12 protein-coding genes are annotated in these 15,580 nt (G+C 39.9%); 6 read left to right on the forward strand and 6 right to left on the reverse strand.

The window, feature by feature from the left end; genetic code table 11:
- Nucleotides 1-908: 908 nt before the first annotated feature.
- Nucleotides 909-1,178 (forward strand): hypothetical protein, encoded by a 270-nt coding sequence (locus tag RMX98_RS26360; protein WP_322676450.1) that lies wholly within the window; start codon nt 909-911, stop codon nt 1,176-1,178.
- A 72-nt stretch (nt 1,179-1,250) separates the two neighbouring features.
- Here the strand turns inward: RMX98_RS26360 and RMX98_RS26365 are convergent, their stop codons facing one another.
- Both RMX98_RS26365 and RMX98_RS26370 read right to left on the reverse strand, forming a co-directional pair.
- The gene (locus RMX98_RS26365) at nt 1,251-1,817 is read right to left on the reverse strand and encodes a hypothetical protein (RefSeq protein ID WP_322676449.1); all 567 of its coding nucleotides are present in this window, start codon (nt 1,815-1,817) and stop codon (nt 1,251-1,253) included.
- A 214-nt stretch (nt 1,818-2,031) separates the two neighbouring features.
- The gene (locus RMX98_RS26370; protein ID WP_322676448.1) at nt 2,032-2,727 is read right to left on the reverse strand and encodes a class I SAM-dependent methyltransferase; all 696 of its coding nucleotides are present in this window, start codon (nt 2,725-2,727) and stop codon (nt 2,032-2,034) included.
- 458 nt (nt 2,728-3,185) lie between these two features.
- Between RMX98_RS26370 and RMX98_RS26375 the strand changes: the two genes are divergently transcribed.
- Entirely contained in the window at nt 3,186-3,311 is a 126-nt protein-coding gene (locus RMX98_RS26375; RefSeq protein WP_322676447.1) for a hypothetical protein, read from the forward strand.
- A 101-nt stretch (nt 3,312-3,412) separates the two neighbouring features.
- On the opposite strand, the gene RMX98_RS26380 is transcribed toward RMX98_RS26375, so the two are convergent.
- The 3 genes from RMX98_RS26380 to RMX98_RS26390 form a co-directional block, all read right to left on the reverse strand.
- Nucleotides 3,413-4,759, reverse strand: a complete 1,347-nt coding sequence (locus RMX98_RS26380) for an NAD(P)/FAD-dependent oxidoreductase (protein WP_322676446.1) — start codon at nt 4,757-4,759, stop codon at nt 3,413-3,415.
- A gap of 445 nt (nt 4,760-5,204) precedes the next feature.
- Nucleotides 5,205-6,536 (reverse strand): TonB family protein, encoded by a 1,332-nt coding sequence (locus RMX98_RS26385; RefSeq protein WP_409881537.1) that lies wholly within the window; start codon nt 6,534-6,536, stop codon nt 5,205-5,207.
- A 188-nt stretch (nt 6,537-6,724) separates the two neighbouring features.
- Nucleotides 6,725-7,267, reverse strand: a complete 543-nt coding sequence (locus RMX98_RS26390; protein ID WP_322676444.1) for an NADPH-dependent FMN reductase — start codon at nt 7,265-7,267, stop codon at nt 6,725-6,727.
- Nucleotides 7,268-7,771: 504 nt separating this feature from the next.
- Between RMX98_RS26390 and RMX98_RS26395 the strand changes: the two genes are divergently transcribed.
- The 4 genes from RMX98_RS26395 to RMX98_RS26410 all read left to right on the forward strand — a co-directional run bounded on the left by RMX98_RS26395 (nt 7,772) and on the right by RMX98_RS26410 (nt 14,890).
- Complete coding sequence (locus RMX98_RS26395; RefSeq protein WP_322676443.1) at nt 7,772-9,229, forward strand: MFS transporter; 1,458 nt, start codon at nt 7,772-7,774, stop codon at nt 9,227-9,229.
- 200 nt (nt 9,230-9,429) lie between these two features.
- Complete coding sequence (locus RMX98_RS26400; RefSeq protein ID WP_322676442.1) at nt 9,430-10,233, forward strand: phytanoyl-CoA dioxygenase family protein; 804 nt, start codon at nt 9,430-9,432, stop codon at nt 10,231-10,233.
- Nucleotides 10,234-10,353: 120 nt separating this feature from the next.
- The gene (locus RMX98_RS26405) at nt 10,354-11,616 is read left to right on the forward strand and encodes a glycosyltransferase family 4 protein (RefSeq protein ID WP_322676441.1); all 1,263 of its coding nucleotides are present in this window, start codon (nt 10,354-10,356) and stop codon (nt 11,614-11,616) included.
- A 2,077-nt stretch (nt 11,617-13,693) separates the two neighbouring features.
- Entirely contained in the window at nt 13,694-14,890 is a 1,197-nt protein-coding gene (locus tag RMX98_RS26410) for a glycosyltransferase family 4 protein (protein ID WP_322676440.1), read from the forward strand.
- Nucleotides 14,891-15,043: 153 nt separating this feature from the next.
- On the opposite strand, the gene RMX98_RS26415 is transcribed toward RMX98_RS26410, so the two are convergent.
- On the reverse strand, nt 15,044-15,496 hold the full coding sequence (locus RMX98_RS26415; protein ID WP_322676439.1) for a DUF1392 family protein: 453 nt from the start codon (nt 15,494-15,496) through the stop codon (nt 15,044-15,046).
- Between the last annotated feature and the right edge of the window lie 84 nt (nt 15,497-15,580).

Here is a 15,580-nt window from a genome sequence, read left to right on the forward strand (position 1 = left end):
ATTGCAAGTAATTTGCAACTTTCCCAATTATTGAAATGCTGTAATTATTGATTTGTCAAGGTTATGGCGATTTTGGCAGATCCCCCAAGGTTTTAGCGCCGCTTTGACTTGCCAAACATCAAACTGATTCAATCATCATAAGACTATTGTTTGCTCTTGTCGAGGAATTTCGGAACCGTATCTAATTCTTCGTTTGATTGCGATCGCTGTTATTACTTTGTGATACTATCTAAAACAACAGACAGAACCTTGAAAACTTAATCTAACGTTTCCAAATGAATCTCAAAGTACTTGTTTTTACTTTGTGTACGTAAATTTTTCGCGGGGGTGAGGCGATCGCCAAAACTCTTATGATTTCGTTGATCCCCGCGAAAAGCTTTCTGAGTAAGCTTTTGAGAAGGGTCTACTATAACTAAATTCTCAATAAATGTAGCTTCTTGACAGGTAAATTAGACCCACCACGAAAATGGGTATCTGTAACCCTGTCTGCATAAGGCTTCTAAATGGGTAGGGTTTTAATTCCTTTACCCCTCACGGGGATGGAAACCAAAATATTTCACCGCCAAATCCATTGCCTCTTTGCAGTTGTTTTAATTCCTTTACCCCTCACGGGGATGGAAACCTGCTAGAGTGAATCAGGTTCATGATCAAGCCGTGACGGGTTTTAATTCCTTTACCCCTCACGGGATGGAAACCAGTAGGTGCTGCATTTAAAGCGTATCTTTGTAAATAGTTTTAATTCCTTTACCCCTCACGGGGATGGAAACTTTCCTGTATTTTTGTACTGAATCGTCATCAATACAGGATTTTAATTCCTTTACCCCTCACGGGGATGGAAACCTCAGCTCGATACTGAGCACAATAGTTGAAATAACGAACAGGTTTTAATTCCTTTTCCCCTCACGGGGATGGAAACATCGCATCAAATAACGCCAGGACGTTTTCCTTGCAATGTTTTAATTCCTTTACCCCTCACGGGGATGGAAACCTTTGTGTCATTTCTTCTTCATTGGCTTTCAATGAGTTTTAATTCCTTTACCCCTCACGGGGATGGAAACCTTTACCCAGCCCCACTCGCCTTTCTTGGCGACTACCGAGTTTTAATTCCTTTACCCCTCACGGGGATGGAAACGATCGATTTTTCTGCCATTCAGGTAATACGCAACAATGTGTTTTAATTCCTTTACCCCTCACGGGGATGGAAACGTTCCGCCAGTTCCTGGCATTCCTCCTAAGACAGTATAGGGCAACTAATTCAAGTATCGAATTGATTGCGAAACTTTGACTGCTTCTTGAGGAGTAACGTTACTGCAATTAGACAATTCTGGTATTACCCCTGTACCAACAAATCTGTAAAAGGGGCCATTTTGCTCTCCCAACCACTGCGATAGCAATGTTGGTTGTTTGGCATTACCATATAATCCCTGCTCTAAAACGCTTTTTCCAAATATCGGAGAATTTATTGGGTAACTGCGCGATCCAGAAGGCAAATCGCCAATACCACCAGATGCTGACTCAATCGCAAAGCATTGATTTGCACTTAAATTTTGGTAAACAACTAAGTAACGCAAGCCGTCAACATTTTCGCGCCCAGCCGAGACTAATACTGTGTCGGCATAAAAATTTGCCGGTACGTAACTTGGTAATGCTACTTTTAAACCTAGCGATCGCAATATTTTTAACTGAGTCGGTGTTAATTTTATTACTGAATTGGTTTGTGAAGGTTTGGGTTGAGCAATTACCGCAGCCGTAGAAGCGATAATACAGGCGATAACGCAAGAGGAAGCAAGCTTAATTGAGTATTTTAATAATTTCATAGTTAATAACTATACAGAAAACTCGATTATAAAGCGCGAATTAGTTGATATAGGAATCCGGTTTGATTACTGAAATCACTTGGCTTAGTAGGTAATAGGCAATAGGCACTCTTGCAAGAGGATTTCAGAAGATTAAGGTATACCAAATTGTTTTCACGCAATCAAATACGAGTCCTATATCTGAATAACAGCAATAGAAGTCGAGCATTAATTACTATTTGCTAAGAGGATTATGTCTTTGATATTCAATCCGCATCTGCTTAACGTCAATTTGCCCAGCAGACTCTAAAAACACAAGTTGCTCTATTTGGGATAATCCTAAATTTTCAAACTGTGCTAATTCTGAGTTTGATAATGGCCAAGGTGGGCCAGAGGGTTCAACTTCTGTATCCCGAACACGAGTAATCAGCAACAGCGTTCCACCTAAAGCGATGAGAGAGGTAACTGAAGAAATAACTGAAGAACGCACATTCAAGGGCAAAGCTTGAATATTGCGACATTCAAAAACAAAGTCAAAGGCTTGATGCCATTGTGAAGGAATTGCTAATAAATCTGCAACTACATAGTTAACAGTCGAATCGGGAAATCGCTGCTGACACCAGGCGATCGCTGTCGGTGAAATATCAAAGGCGGTTACTTCAAACCCCAGATTTGCTAAAGCTTCGGCATCATCTCCTAAACCACAACCAATTACTAATGCCTTTTGCTGTGAAATAAATGGTTCATGATTAGTCAACCAATCTTGGAGATAAGGATGAGGAGCTAACTTAGCCCAAGGAATTTGTGCTGTGTCCCCTTTGGCTTTATCATATAAAATTTCAAACCATGACGATGGTTCTGATTTTTCTAAAGCTTCTGTCGCTAACTGTTTAACAAAAAACTGTAAATTTTCCGGTTGTTGTTCCAACATAAAAATTGATACGAATTTGTTATGAGAAAGAGTAAGAATTAAAGGGTAATTTTTAAGAGAATAAATTATTGGTCATCGTAGTCTTAGTGGAGTAAATAAGTTTTTTCTAGTTATAGTTAGTAATTATGTACTGTATCATACTTAATGCTCAGTCTTAGCTGTACAAAGAAAACTCCTGTTATATGTATGATGTCCGCTTGATTACTTATTAAACCCGAAGAACCCCACCCCGCCAAAGCTACGCGTCTCCCCTCCCCAAAGCATCCTACGGTGTACATATAAGTCGAATTACCCCCCTTAATTCCCCCAATACGCTTGGGATAAACCAGAAACCCCTCATGTAGAGACGCGATTTATCGCGTCTAAAAGATTGGCACGTTACACAGACGCGATTGATCGCCGTCCTGAGAGAGAATATACTCGTTAATTATTCCTTGATAGACTACCATTTCCGACTTGTGTGTACACGTCGGGCAGACCGACAACAAACGGTGATTGATACGAGAGTTGATAGTGTTGTGCGGCATCCCATGTATGCGTCCGGCTCTGGTAATGTTTTATCTACTACAGAGGGCGTTGCATAATTGCGGGATGATTTCGCAAGTTATAAAATCTCCCCCCCTGCAACGCCAGCACCCCCTGCCTCCCCTGCCTGCCTAAATTCATCCCTCTGTTCTGCAACGCCCTACAGAGGTGTCCCAGAAGGCTGTTGCACTCTAGTGTTAACAGTTTTTGGTTCTACAAAAGCTTCCCGGCCTGTAATCAATCTAGAGCGACGATTACGAGTGATATAATTCCACGCCCATTGAAATACTACTAGTAATTTAGTGTCAAACTCGATTAAGAAGTAGATGTGAACTAATAGCCAAAATGCCCAAGCAATGAAACCTGTGAGTTTGATTAAGCTTAAATCTACAACAGCTAAATTTTGCCCAATCATTGCCAAACTACCTACATCGTTGTAATGAAATTGTGGCAAAGTTTTACCTTGAAGCCGTCGTTGAATTAGTTTACCTACATACTCTCCTTGTTGTTTAGCTACGGGTGCAACACCAGGTAAGACTTTACTATCTTGGTGGGAAAAGTTAGCTAAATCTCCAATTACGAAAATGTTGGCATAACCCTCGATAGACAAGTCAGGTTCTACAATTACACGCCCAGAGTAATCGCACTCTACACCTGTACTTTCTTTTAAGACTTTCCCCATTGGGGAACCTTGGACACCTGCTGCCCACAATATAGTTTTTGAGGCAATTTCTGTAAATTCATTGTCTTGCTTGAAAGTAACAATGTCACCTTCAATATTTGTCACCCTGGTGTGAGTGTGGAGTTCTACACCCAACTTTTGCAAAGATACTGCTGCTGATGCGGATAATTCTGGCACCATGTGCGGGAGGATGCGAGGGCCCCCTTGTAATAGTAAAATTTTCGTTTCTGAAGTGTCGATGCTGCGGAAATCTTCTTTGAGAGTTTTGTATGCCAACTCTGCGATCGCACCTGCTAATTCTACACCAGTCGGGCCACCCCCCACAATCACAAAACTCAACCAAGCCCGGCGTTTTTCAGGATCAGTTTCTTTTTCTGCTGCTTCAAATGCGCCAAATATCCGGCGACGCATTTCTATCGCATCTTCCACAGTTTTCAAACCAGGAGCAACTTTTTCCCAGTGATCTTTACCAAAATAGGAATGGTTAGCACCTGTGGCAACAATTAATGTATCATAAGGTACTACTTCATCACCCAAAATAACTTGTTGCGCTTTTGGATCAATATCACTTACTTCTCCCAACAACACCTTTGTATTCTTGCTTTTCTTAAATACAGATCGCAATGGTGCAGAAATATCAGAGGGTGATAGCGTACCTGTGGCAACTTGATATAAAAGCGGCTGAAATAGGTGAAAGTTACGTTTATCAATGAGAGTAACATTTACATTCGCTGCATTCAAAGCTTTTGCTGCATACAATCCACCAAAACCACCACCAACGATAACAACCTGATGTGGTGCATTCTTTTCTAGTGAGACTGCCATAATCAATATTTCCTTGTATTAAGAACTTGTAACTATTCTTAACAAAGATGTAACAGCATTATGATATTGGTTGCTGTTTATCTGGAACAATTGAAAAACTAGTGAAAGTAGTCAAAGTTATTAATGAGTCGTTTAGGACTTATGCACACTCTACGAATTCTTCTCTACGAGACCTACGCGAACGTGCAGCGTTCTATTGGCGCAGCCTCTCGTAGAGAAGGAAAGGCGGTTCTAGATAATTAAGCTTTTTAGCAATTTTTGCGTAAGTCCTGTCATGATTAACAGAGAAAAGTTTATTGCAAAGTTCTTGTTGATGTTGAAAAAACTCTACTAGAAAAACTGTACCAAATTCTAAGTTTCCGTCTCATCCCTACAACCATCAGCTTATACCAAGTTGCGTTCAAAAATATTAGTTTTGAACGCAACTTGGTATCAATCCAAGCGGTTAGCCACCATCCCTCCATAAGTTTAGTTCGCCATAAACATTGATATCAAACGTAAATTCGATATCAATGTGGTTCTTGGGATATCCTGTGGGTAAAGGTGCAAAAGGTGCAGCTCGCTGTATAGCATTGAGTGCTACTTCATCAGTTACACTGAATCCAGAGGTTTGTACAACATTGAGATTGCTAACTTGACCTGAACGGCTAATAGTAAAGTTAAGCACCGTTCGCCGGTTAGATTGGCTCATTCCTGGTAGCCACTGCTGCCGAACGCGTTGCTTTAGCTTGTTTAAGTAAGAGGTGAGGTCTATATCTTGACTGCGGGCATCAATACCAAAAGTTCCTTGGCGATCGCGGTTAGAATTAGGCACAGCTGCCAGTTGATCGCCGCGATAATTCTGACTAGATACGCCCACAGTACCAGCCAACAAACTTGCTGCACCTGTTTTTGGAGATGACTGAGCTTGGGTTGGTGTTTGCCCATTTAATCTAGTTCTCGACTGCCCTAACTTCTTAGGATTGCTGGGTACTGGTAATGTCGTAGCTCTTTTATTTTCCAGTGGTGCTGGTAATGGTGTAGCCATTGGTGCTACTGCAATTTTTTTAGAATTAGGTACTTGTACTGTGTTTGTACGTGCTGGCGCTATTTGCTTTGGGTTGAGTACTAAAGGTTTTGTCAAAGGCGCTGTTTTTCTCAGTGGAACTGGCAGTGGTGTAGTCATTGGTGCTACTGCAACTTTCTGAGAGTTAAGTGCTTGTGCCTCACTTGCAGGTGCTGAAGGTATTTGTTTTGGCTTGGGCGCTGTTTTTCTCAGTGGAACTGGCAGTGGTGTAGTCACTGGTGCGACTGCAACTTTCTGAGAGTTAAGTGCTTGTGCCTCACTTGCAGGTGCTGAAAGTATTTGTTTTGGCTTGGGCGCTGTTTTTCTCAGTGGAACTGGCAGTGGTGTAGTCACTGGTGCTACTGCAACTTTCTGAGAGTTAAGTGCTTGTGCCTCGCTTGTAGGTGCTAATGCTGGTTTTCGAGGTTTGAATTGCGGTTGTTCACGAGATAGATTTGGTGATTCTGTTTTCTGTTGCTGCCGTCCTGTCTGAAATACTTCTGTTGGAGATGAGGCTGTTAAGTCAAAAGAGCGCTCGTTATAGGCTTTATGTCCTGCGGGATTCCCTGACTTCACCGCCAAAACAGGTCTTTCTGGCAAAGCTTTACCACCAGCAATAGAATTTTTGTTAGCCCGGAATAAGGTTTGAGGAGGTATTTCTGTTTTATTAGGAGGAACTTCAACTACCTCGATTGGAATCTCTTGGCTAATTTGTTGCTTTGGCTCACGCATCAAAGCTCTATGCCAATATTTGCTCCCTATTAATAAAATAGAGTGCAATAGGATAGAAATAACTACACCTTGGAGCATATCGAAAGAGCGCACGCTCCGATGGCACAGAAATTTATCAGACGAAGCCATGTGATTGCACTTTCTTTAATAGCAGCTTCAACAGTCTATTTATAGAGTACAAGCTTCTGTTATTTTCGGTTCTCTATAATTCCTCGCACAAGCGCATCAAGGAGAAATTTGAGCGACTGCAACGTGTTCAGGTCTGTAATTTCCCCATTGGCGTTTAGTTTTTTACCAATAAACGGGATAGTTACTGATCCACCTTCAACAAGATTCGCAGCTAAGGCAGTCAGCGTTAGTATTAGTGAAGCATGAGCTCTTGAACCTCCCAATTCCGAAGGAGATGCACTAATAGTAGCTACTGGCTTGTCTACTAACTCACCAGATGAAACGATCCAATCCAGTGCGTTTTTCAGAACACCTGGCATTCCGTAAGCATACTCTGGTGTACTGATCAGCACTCCATCAGATTTTTCAAGCAGCACGCGCCAATCTCTGACTGCTCTGGGCAAAGTATCACCATCAAGTTCAGGGGTAAAGTGTGGCAGATCAGCTAACCCTTTGTAAATGGTCAAATCCAAATCTTTAGGGGCAAGTTTTGCTACAGCATAAAGCAAGGCAGTATTCGTAGAACTGGGTCTGAGACTTCCAGAAATAGCAATGATTTTCATAGAGCATTGAGTGGCTTTGTGTCGCCCACCCCATAAGAGGGAGCAATGCGATGAGAGTGAAGTGGGCAAGCTCTTGAGGCAGGGGAGGCAGGGGAGGAGAAATAAATTAAGTATATTTTGAAGTGTTTATAGTAGCGTATGTTACTAAATTCTCTCTTCACTCCCCCTGCTCCCCCTGCTCCCCCTGCTCCCCCTGCTCCCCCTGCTTCAAAAAGCGATGATCTCACATTTTCGCGTTGCTCCCCCATAAGAAGTAGTTGAATATTTTTTTGTTTGGAAGTTTCTTAGCTTATGAATCAGTTATTTTTGTAATATGCTTGCTGGTCAAATATAGCCGTAGTCACATAAGTTAGGACATTTGGAAAGGGTGAATGCTAGAGCTAGCAATAGTTTTACCTCCTGCCTCACTTCGACTACGCGGAAATCGAGCGAAGTCGAGATTCAGTGACCACCTGCCCTCTGCCTCCTGCTATAAGTTTATTTTCTTTCTTAAATACTAGATTTATGGATTCTTCTCAGCTTGAAACAGGTGCACCTCTTTCTATAGAAATTGCTCAAGAAATTGCTCAGATTGCCTCACCATCAACAACACTCGCTCCTACCTCAACACTCAGCCCTGCTATTTCTAAAGATGGTATTCGCAGGAGTTTGACGGCTTCTACTGTCGATGGTGTTTTTGCAGCAATTTTCTCTATTGCCACTGGCGGAATTTTGCTAGGTAATTTTTTGGTGGAATTGGATGCTAGTCCGGTGGTATTTGGCATGGTAAGTTCTATTCCCATGTTGGTGAATCTTTTTCAGCCGATGGGTGCTTACTTATCTGAACGCAGCACTAGCCGCTTTCAATATGCCCTCCGCACTCATGGGATTGGTCGGCTACTGTGGCTGATTTTGGTAATTGGCATTGTTAGTTTTGGTATGGGAGGGCTGAATTCCAACCAATTAGTGATATTGTCGCTTTTGATTCTCGTATGCAGCCATTTTTTAGGAGGATTAGGAATTGCATCGTGGTTCAGTTGGATAGCAATGTTAGTGCCACGACGATTGCGAGGTAGATATTTCGGGCTACGCAATAGTGTTGCTAACTTAACCGAGTTGATTGGCTTGCCAATAGGCGGTCTAATTGTATCACATTGGTACGGAGGAACTATCCAAGGTTATGGGGTGATTTTGCTCTTAGGCATTATCTTTGGAATTGTAAGCTTGGGGTGTCAATATTTCCAGGTAGATATAAATCCTCAGTTACAAAATACTTATTATGTTAATTCATCTCAAACAAGCGAGATTCAGTCAGACTCGGCATCAAATGAATCTGCTGAGACATCTGAAGCAATCTCTCTGCCACAAATGCCAGCTCCCCAAAACCAGATAGATAGCAGCATTTGGAAAAACTCTAATTTTTTGGTGTTTCTGCTTTATTATGGCTCATGGACGTTTGCTGTTAACTTGAGTGCCCCGTTTTTTAACCTCTACTTACTAGATACGCTGAACCTGGATGTGAGTTGGGTAACTTTCTACAACAGCCTGCGAGCAGGGGCACACATGCTAATGCTCATTGTGTGGGGTAGATTAGCAGATAAAATAGGCAATCGTCCGATTCTAATTTTTAATGGAATTCTAATTGCAGTCATACCCTGGCTGTGGCTGAAGATGGGTTCTAGTCCTCTCGATCTTTGGCTGTGGTTGCCACTGTTACACATTTTCATTGGGGCTAATTGGGGAGGAGTTGACTTGTGTAACAACAATCTTCAGATAGAGATTGCACCTGTAAAAAATCAGTCTATCTATTTTGCGACAGCTGCTGCTGTCGCTGGAGCAAGTGGTGCTTTAGGAGCAACTATCGGTGGCTTCATCGCTCAATTTGCTGGGTCTTTTGGCATAGCAGAAGTATTTATTGTATCTGGTGTATTACGATTAGCTTCACTTGTGCCACTCATTGTTAAAAAAGATTTGGGTAGTTAGGATGAAATTTCTTGGTTACGGCTATGAACAAAGAATGTTGTACTCAATCTGGAGATTTATCCACCTATAGGAAGAACTGCTAACTTACATGTTTACTCTACAGTGAAAAAGATTCATAATATAGCGACCAAGTTAATGTCAGGAAAGCAAATTACAGAAATCTGTGATTACATAAATCTGACTTTATTCATTTTTTCGTAATGCTTAAGGTAGACACATCAAAAATTACCACCCAACAAGTTGAAGCTTTTCAGCAAGACGGTGTTATCTGCGTCAAAAATGTTTTGGATGACATCTGGGTAGAACGGATGCGAACAGCCGTTGACAATAATTTATTAATCCCTGGCCCTTTAGAAGTTAAGGGCATTCCCAAATCAGAAGGTCATGTGGAACATAGCAGTAGCTTATGGCTCACTGATGCTGATTTTCGTGCTTTGGCTTTTGAATCTCCGCTAGCAACGATTGCCGCTCAAGTCTTGAAATCGGAAAAACTGAACTTTTTGACTGACGGCTTCTTCGTTAAAAAACCAAAAACAAAAAGCCGTGTTGGGTGGCATAATGACCTACCTTACTGGCCTATACAAGGCTGGCAGTGTTGCAAAATTTGGCTGGCTTTAGATAATGTCAACCAAGAAAATGGTCGATTAGAGTATATCAAAGGCTCTCATCGATGGGGCAAAGAATTACGTGAGGGATCAGACCCCTTGTGGTTTGTGGAGCCAAAGCCTGACGAAATTTTATCTTGGGATATGGAGCCTGGAGATTGCTTAGTTCATCATTTTCTGACAATTCATCATTCAGCAACAAACATATCTTCTACACAACGACGTGCGGTAGTCACGAATTGGACTGGCGATGATGTTACTTACTATCACCGCCCGAAAGCATGGCCTTTCAGACCGATTGAAGAAATTGATTTACCAGAATTGAATTCATTTAAAGCCAAAAAACCTGGTGAGCCGATAGACTGCGATATATTTCCGAGAGTTGAACTGCATCATTAATTGGTGCAAATCAATAATTTGATCAAATTGGAAGATGATTTGTACTAATATTTAACCAGCTACCGATCATGCTTAGGTAGCTTTAAATTTTCTATTAGTTAATAAACAGTTAAATCAAGAATGATTAAACCTCTATTGGTTAACACTTACGATCCCAAGGGAGGAGCAGGAGCTGCTCGTGCTGCTTATCGGCTACATCAGGAACTACTGAGGTTAGAAATTGATTCTCAGATGCTAATTCAAGATAAAAGAATAGCTGACTCTACTGTGATCAGTTCTCCCAATAAGTTAGCCGAGGGAATCTGGAAAGCTCGTCCGCTTTTAAATGATTTACCACTAGAAATTTATAGAAATAGGCAACGTAACCCTACATTTTTCCGGCTGCAATGGCTGCCTAATACAGTTGCGTCGCAAATTGCTGGGCTTGAGCCAGATATTATTAACCTGAATTGGATATGTGACGGATTTATACCAATTGAAGCACTGGCAAAATTTAATAAGCCTATTGTTTGGACATTTCATGATATGTGGGCATTTACAGGTGGATGCTGCTATTCTCTGGGGTGCGATCGCTATACAAAATCTTGTGGAAATTGCCCTCAACTTGGTAGCAAGCAAAGCTGGGATTTATCTCGCTGGGTTTGGCAGCGTAAAATTAAAGCATGGCAAAATCTCAAGCTTACTATTGTCACTCCTAGTAATTGGCTTGCTGAATGTGCTAAATCCAGTTCACTATTTTCAAATAGTGACATCAGAGTTATTCCCTATGGGTTAGACATCAACATTTATAAACCAACAAATAGTGAAATAGCCAGAAACTTACTGAGCCTCCCGCAAAATAAGCAACTAATTCTATTCGGAGCAATTAATGGAACTAGCAATCCCAGAAAAGGATTTGAACTATTGCAATCAGCGTTGCAAAAACTTAGCGAGTCTGAGTGGAAAGATAAGATTGAACTGATTGTTTTTGGTTCATCTCAACCTCAAAAGGCAGTTGATTTAGGTTTTAAAGTACACTATTTAGGCAAAATCGATGATGAGAATAAATTAGCGCTTCTGTATGCATCTGCGGATGTGATGATTGTGCCATCAATTGAAGAAGCTTATGGACTGACTGCTTCTGAATCCCTGTCCTGCGGTACACCTGTGGTTTCTTTTGATTCAACGGGACTCAAAGATATTGTTGAACATCAAAAAAATGGATATCGAGCGCAATGTTTTAGTTGCGATGACTTAGCAAATGGTATTGTCTGGGTAATAGAAGACAAAGAGCGGCATCAAAAACTTCGCGCGAGCGCACGTGAGAAAGCCGAACAAGAATTTCCGCTCGAACTACAAGCACATCGTTACTTATCCCTCTTTGAGGAAATGGTTACGCATTAATTTAACAACCACTGACTGGGAATTAAAAACCTTTTAAAAGCGTTTGCCCTACAGTCATTTGGGTATCTTACGGCGGGCGTTGACAAAGCGATCGCAGTCTCAACCGACTCTTAATTAACCTGAGTTCGGGATAAGAAAAACGACAGTTACTTTTTCGATTTCACCGATAATGAGTCACGTGGAAGAAGTCTTTGCTAAAAAGCTAGGGTTTTTGCCGGATAAAGACAACCAAGTTCTTAATTTTGGATAAAGTCGAGCTTAGAGGATGCTTTAAAAGTGCTGGCTAATGTATCAAAACTTCAGATCCTCCTAAATCTACGCCAGTTCAACCAAATAGTCATTGCTCAAATTCAAACACTAGCCATCAAAATTTAAACGTTTGCAACAAATGCTTTTCCATGTATAAGAAATGCTTAAGCATTTCTTGCAAAGATATAATCAATTGCTGCAAACGCTTAATACTTTGCAACAAATGATCCTCCATGTATAAGAAACGCTTAAGCATTTCTTGCAAAGATATAATCAATTGCTGCAAACGTTTAATACTTTGCAACAAATGATCCTCCATGTATAAGAAACGTTTAAATCATTGCAACAATTGTTGTAATAAACTTATGAATTGATTAGTTATATCATGTCCGTCTGATTGCTTATTAAACCCGAAGAACCCCACCCCGCCAAAGCTGTGCTTTGTCTCCCCTCCCGAAGAGCAGGGAGGGGTTCTTTTATTATGGGTAATTTAGCGGACATGATATTATTAGTCCTTTAGAGCAAGTGGCGTGAAGTTTAACTAATGACTCTGTGCAGTTAATGTATTTACTACTCAAAAATAAAAATGAGTTCAGTAAAATTAACTAGAAAGTTTAGATGTAATGTTTACACCTGGCTAGACTTAACCCAATACGCTGGGCTTTGTGAAAAATTACTTTGTTGGCTTAACAAAGCGCAACCCAACGAAGCCCAGCACTAAGTAGACCAACGTAAATAATTATCGTTGGGATAAGGCAGGGGAAAAGAGAGTTTGAGCCTTGTTTACTTTTCTTTACCAGTTTGCTTTTATTATGCCGACTCGCTTACTAAAAAATTGACAAGTTCATCAAAAGATTATCCATTGCGATCGCACCTGGCATTCTGTAAATTTTAAAGCGTCATATATATTTTTATTAAATTTTAGTTTCAAACCCTTAAATTATTTTTCCTATAAAATTCCAACAAATTAAGAAACGACAAAACAATAGATTTCAAGGAATTGAATATTAAGGTTTTGCCAGACTCAATAATTCATATTTACTTACCCTCATCTTTGCCGTATTATTTAGCTAATCGACAATTACTTTATTTGCAAAAACATCAAAGTTTCTGAAACTAGCTAGAATTTTATTATTAGTATCAGAGGATTAATGTTATATTTACTTGTGTATTTTGTTAGCATCACGCTTTATCTATCATTTGCATGGTGTTTGTTAAACCAATGGTTATTTTTCTTTATTAATGATAGAGAAATGAGTCGAGAACAGCGCTTTTCGTCTAAAATGATTTTAGCCTTAATCACTATTTTTTGGCCATTAATAGTACCATTTGCTTATTTAGAATTACTAAAATTTCATCGCAAATACAGCAAAGAGATTGATTTACTGAGAGATTCAAAAAGTATTTAGTACAATTAAAGCAATGAAATTTAAACACTAAGATTTTTTTTAAGCATCCCACCGGGGTAATAAAATTTTGATGAGTTATTGTATATCCATAGTCATTATTTGGCTCTCCACGAGATAGGATATATTAAAATATAGTAAGCTATCAGTGAATCCAAAACATTTTACTATCAAGTTTGTGTGGGTGAGGATTGCTTTTCGAGGATCAGAACCAGCTTGATTAGCTTTTGATTTTAAAAATGTTCTCTCTAAAACCCATTAGGTTATGATCAAAATAGTTTTTATGTGAAGTAAACATCTATACAAAAAAGTATTTTAAGGTATAAATTTATCGTTTAAACACTGGAACTTTGGCAATAATTAATGTATGTTTTTTAATTTAGCAAATTTTTATCAAATTATAACTATCAAGTCTTATTAAAATGAAAACTAAACTAAAGATATCGCTGCTTGTATGGAATTTATCTACTAATGATGGTTTCATTCGAGCATCTTTGTTAAAATCAGCATTAGAAAACTTGGGTTATGAAGCAGAGATATTAGGATTTATATTTAACAAAAATCTCTATGCTGCCATTCCATCTGATACGAAAGTTTTTGCTATAGAAGGTGCAAATTACCCGAAATTTTTTCAAGCCGCCAATAAAGTTTTAAAACATATTGATGGAGATATAATTTATGCTATTAAACCACAAATAGCGAGTTTTGGAGTAGCACTGTTAAAGAGCTTATACAGCAGAAAACCAGTGATTTTAGACATAGATGATTGGGAACTTAGCTGGCATGGTGGTGACAACTGGCGTTATTGTCCGACATTGAAACAATTAGCTAGGGATTTATTGAAATCAGACGGCGCACTTAGGAGGCCATATCATCCTTTGTACGTTAAATGGATGGAAGGTTTGGTAAATCATGCCGATGCTGTGACAGTGCATACTAAATTTTTGCAGCAGCGTTTTGGTGGTATGTTGGTTCCTAATGGCAAGGATACCTCCTTATTTAATCCGGCTCGATGTAATCCTGATTTTAGTAGAAGTCGCTATGGTTTATCTGAATACCGAATTTTAATGTTTCCTGGCGCACCTAGACCCTATAAAGGTTTAGAAGATATTCTCATAGCCCTAGATAAAATTAATCAGCCAGATTTAAAATTAGTAATTATTGGTGGCAGTCCTTATGATGATTACGATCAACAACTTCAACAACGTTGGGGACGCTGGATTATCAAACTACCAAAGTATCCAGTTGATGCCATGCCGGATCTTGTTGCTGCTGCTCACATTGTTGTCGTTCCCCAGCGAGATACTCCAGAAACTCGCGCTCAATTTCCTTTGAAATTGACTGATGGAATGGCAATGGCTAAACCTGTATTATCAACACGTGTTGGAGATATTCCCGAAATTTTAGGTGATACTGGTTATTTAGTTGAGCCTTCTTGTCCTGAACAAATTGTTAAACAAATTCGATTGATATTTGAGAATTTAGAGTCAGCAAATCAGCGAGGTATTAAAGCCAGACAAAGATGTGTAGAAAAATATAGTATAGAGGTTATGGCTTCTAGACTCGCACCGCTAATTACTAGTCTCCAGACTCCAGGAAGGAGCAAGGTTTCAAAGTGAGGTGTGAAAAATTACGGCTATAAGCCCTGGCTGTCTAATTGGTATTTTAGAGCTTGAGACTCAATGCCTCTTGCCTATTGCCTATTGCCTGTTGCCTGTTGCCTCTTGCCTATCTACGCAAGTAATTTCAATAATCAAACCGGATTCCTATAGTTAGACACCAACATTGACTAAATCAACATCAGCAAGCCATATTGTTCTGCTTTGGGCTGACACTTCTTCTAAAATTGGGGAACGCCACTCTACCCCATAAAGCCAATTATTTTTGAGACTAAAAATTCCTTGAATAATACGGCGTGTCGGCTGTTCACCGAAATCAACCTCAACTATGTCCCCCAATTCAAAAGCTGGAGTAGAAACAGTGGATTTTTCTAGTATATTTGTTGGATGAAATTCTTGTTCAGCTAAGTAGAAAGTTTGATTCTGACAAACAATTGCATAAATCCATTCCTGTCCCGACCACTCAACACCACAGCAGTAGCCCGACAAGTCTGAGATTGGCAACAATACTTTTTCAAACATTCTCACTGCTAGTGGATGCATATTCTTACTCCACCCAAGAGAAATATGCCAACAGGATTCTAAAGCGGTAATTTGGTTAATCATCTGGGAATGTAGTTCTCTTTTTTATACATACACTCCTTGCATCAGCCTGATCCGGAATATAATTCAAAATTTCTTTATTTCTAA

Origin of the sequence: Nostoc sp. DedQUE02 (assembly GCF_034531035.1) — a bacterium.
Classification (GTDB): domain Bacteria; phylum Cyanobacteriota; class Cyanobacteriia; order Cyanobacteriales; family Nostocaceae; genus Nostoc.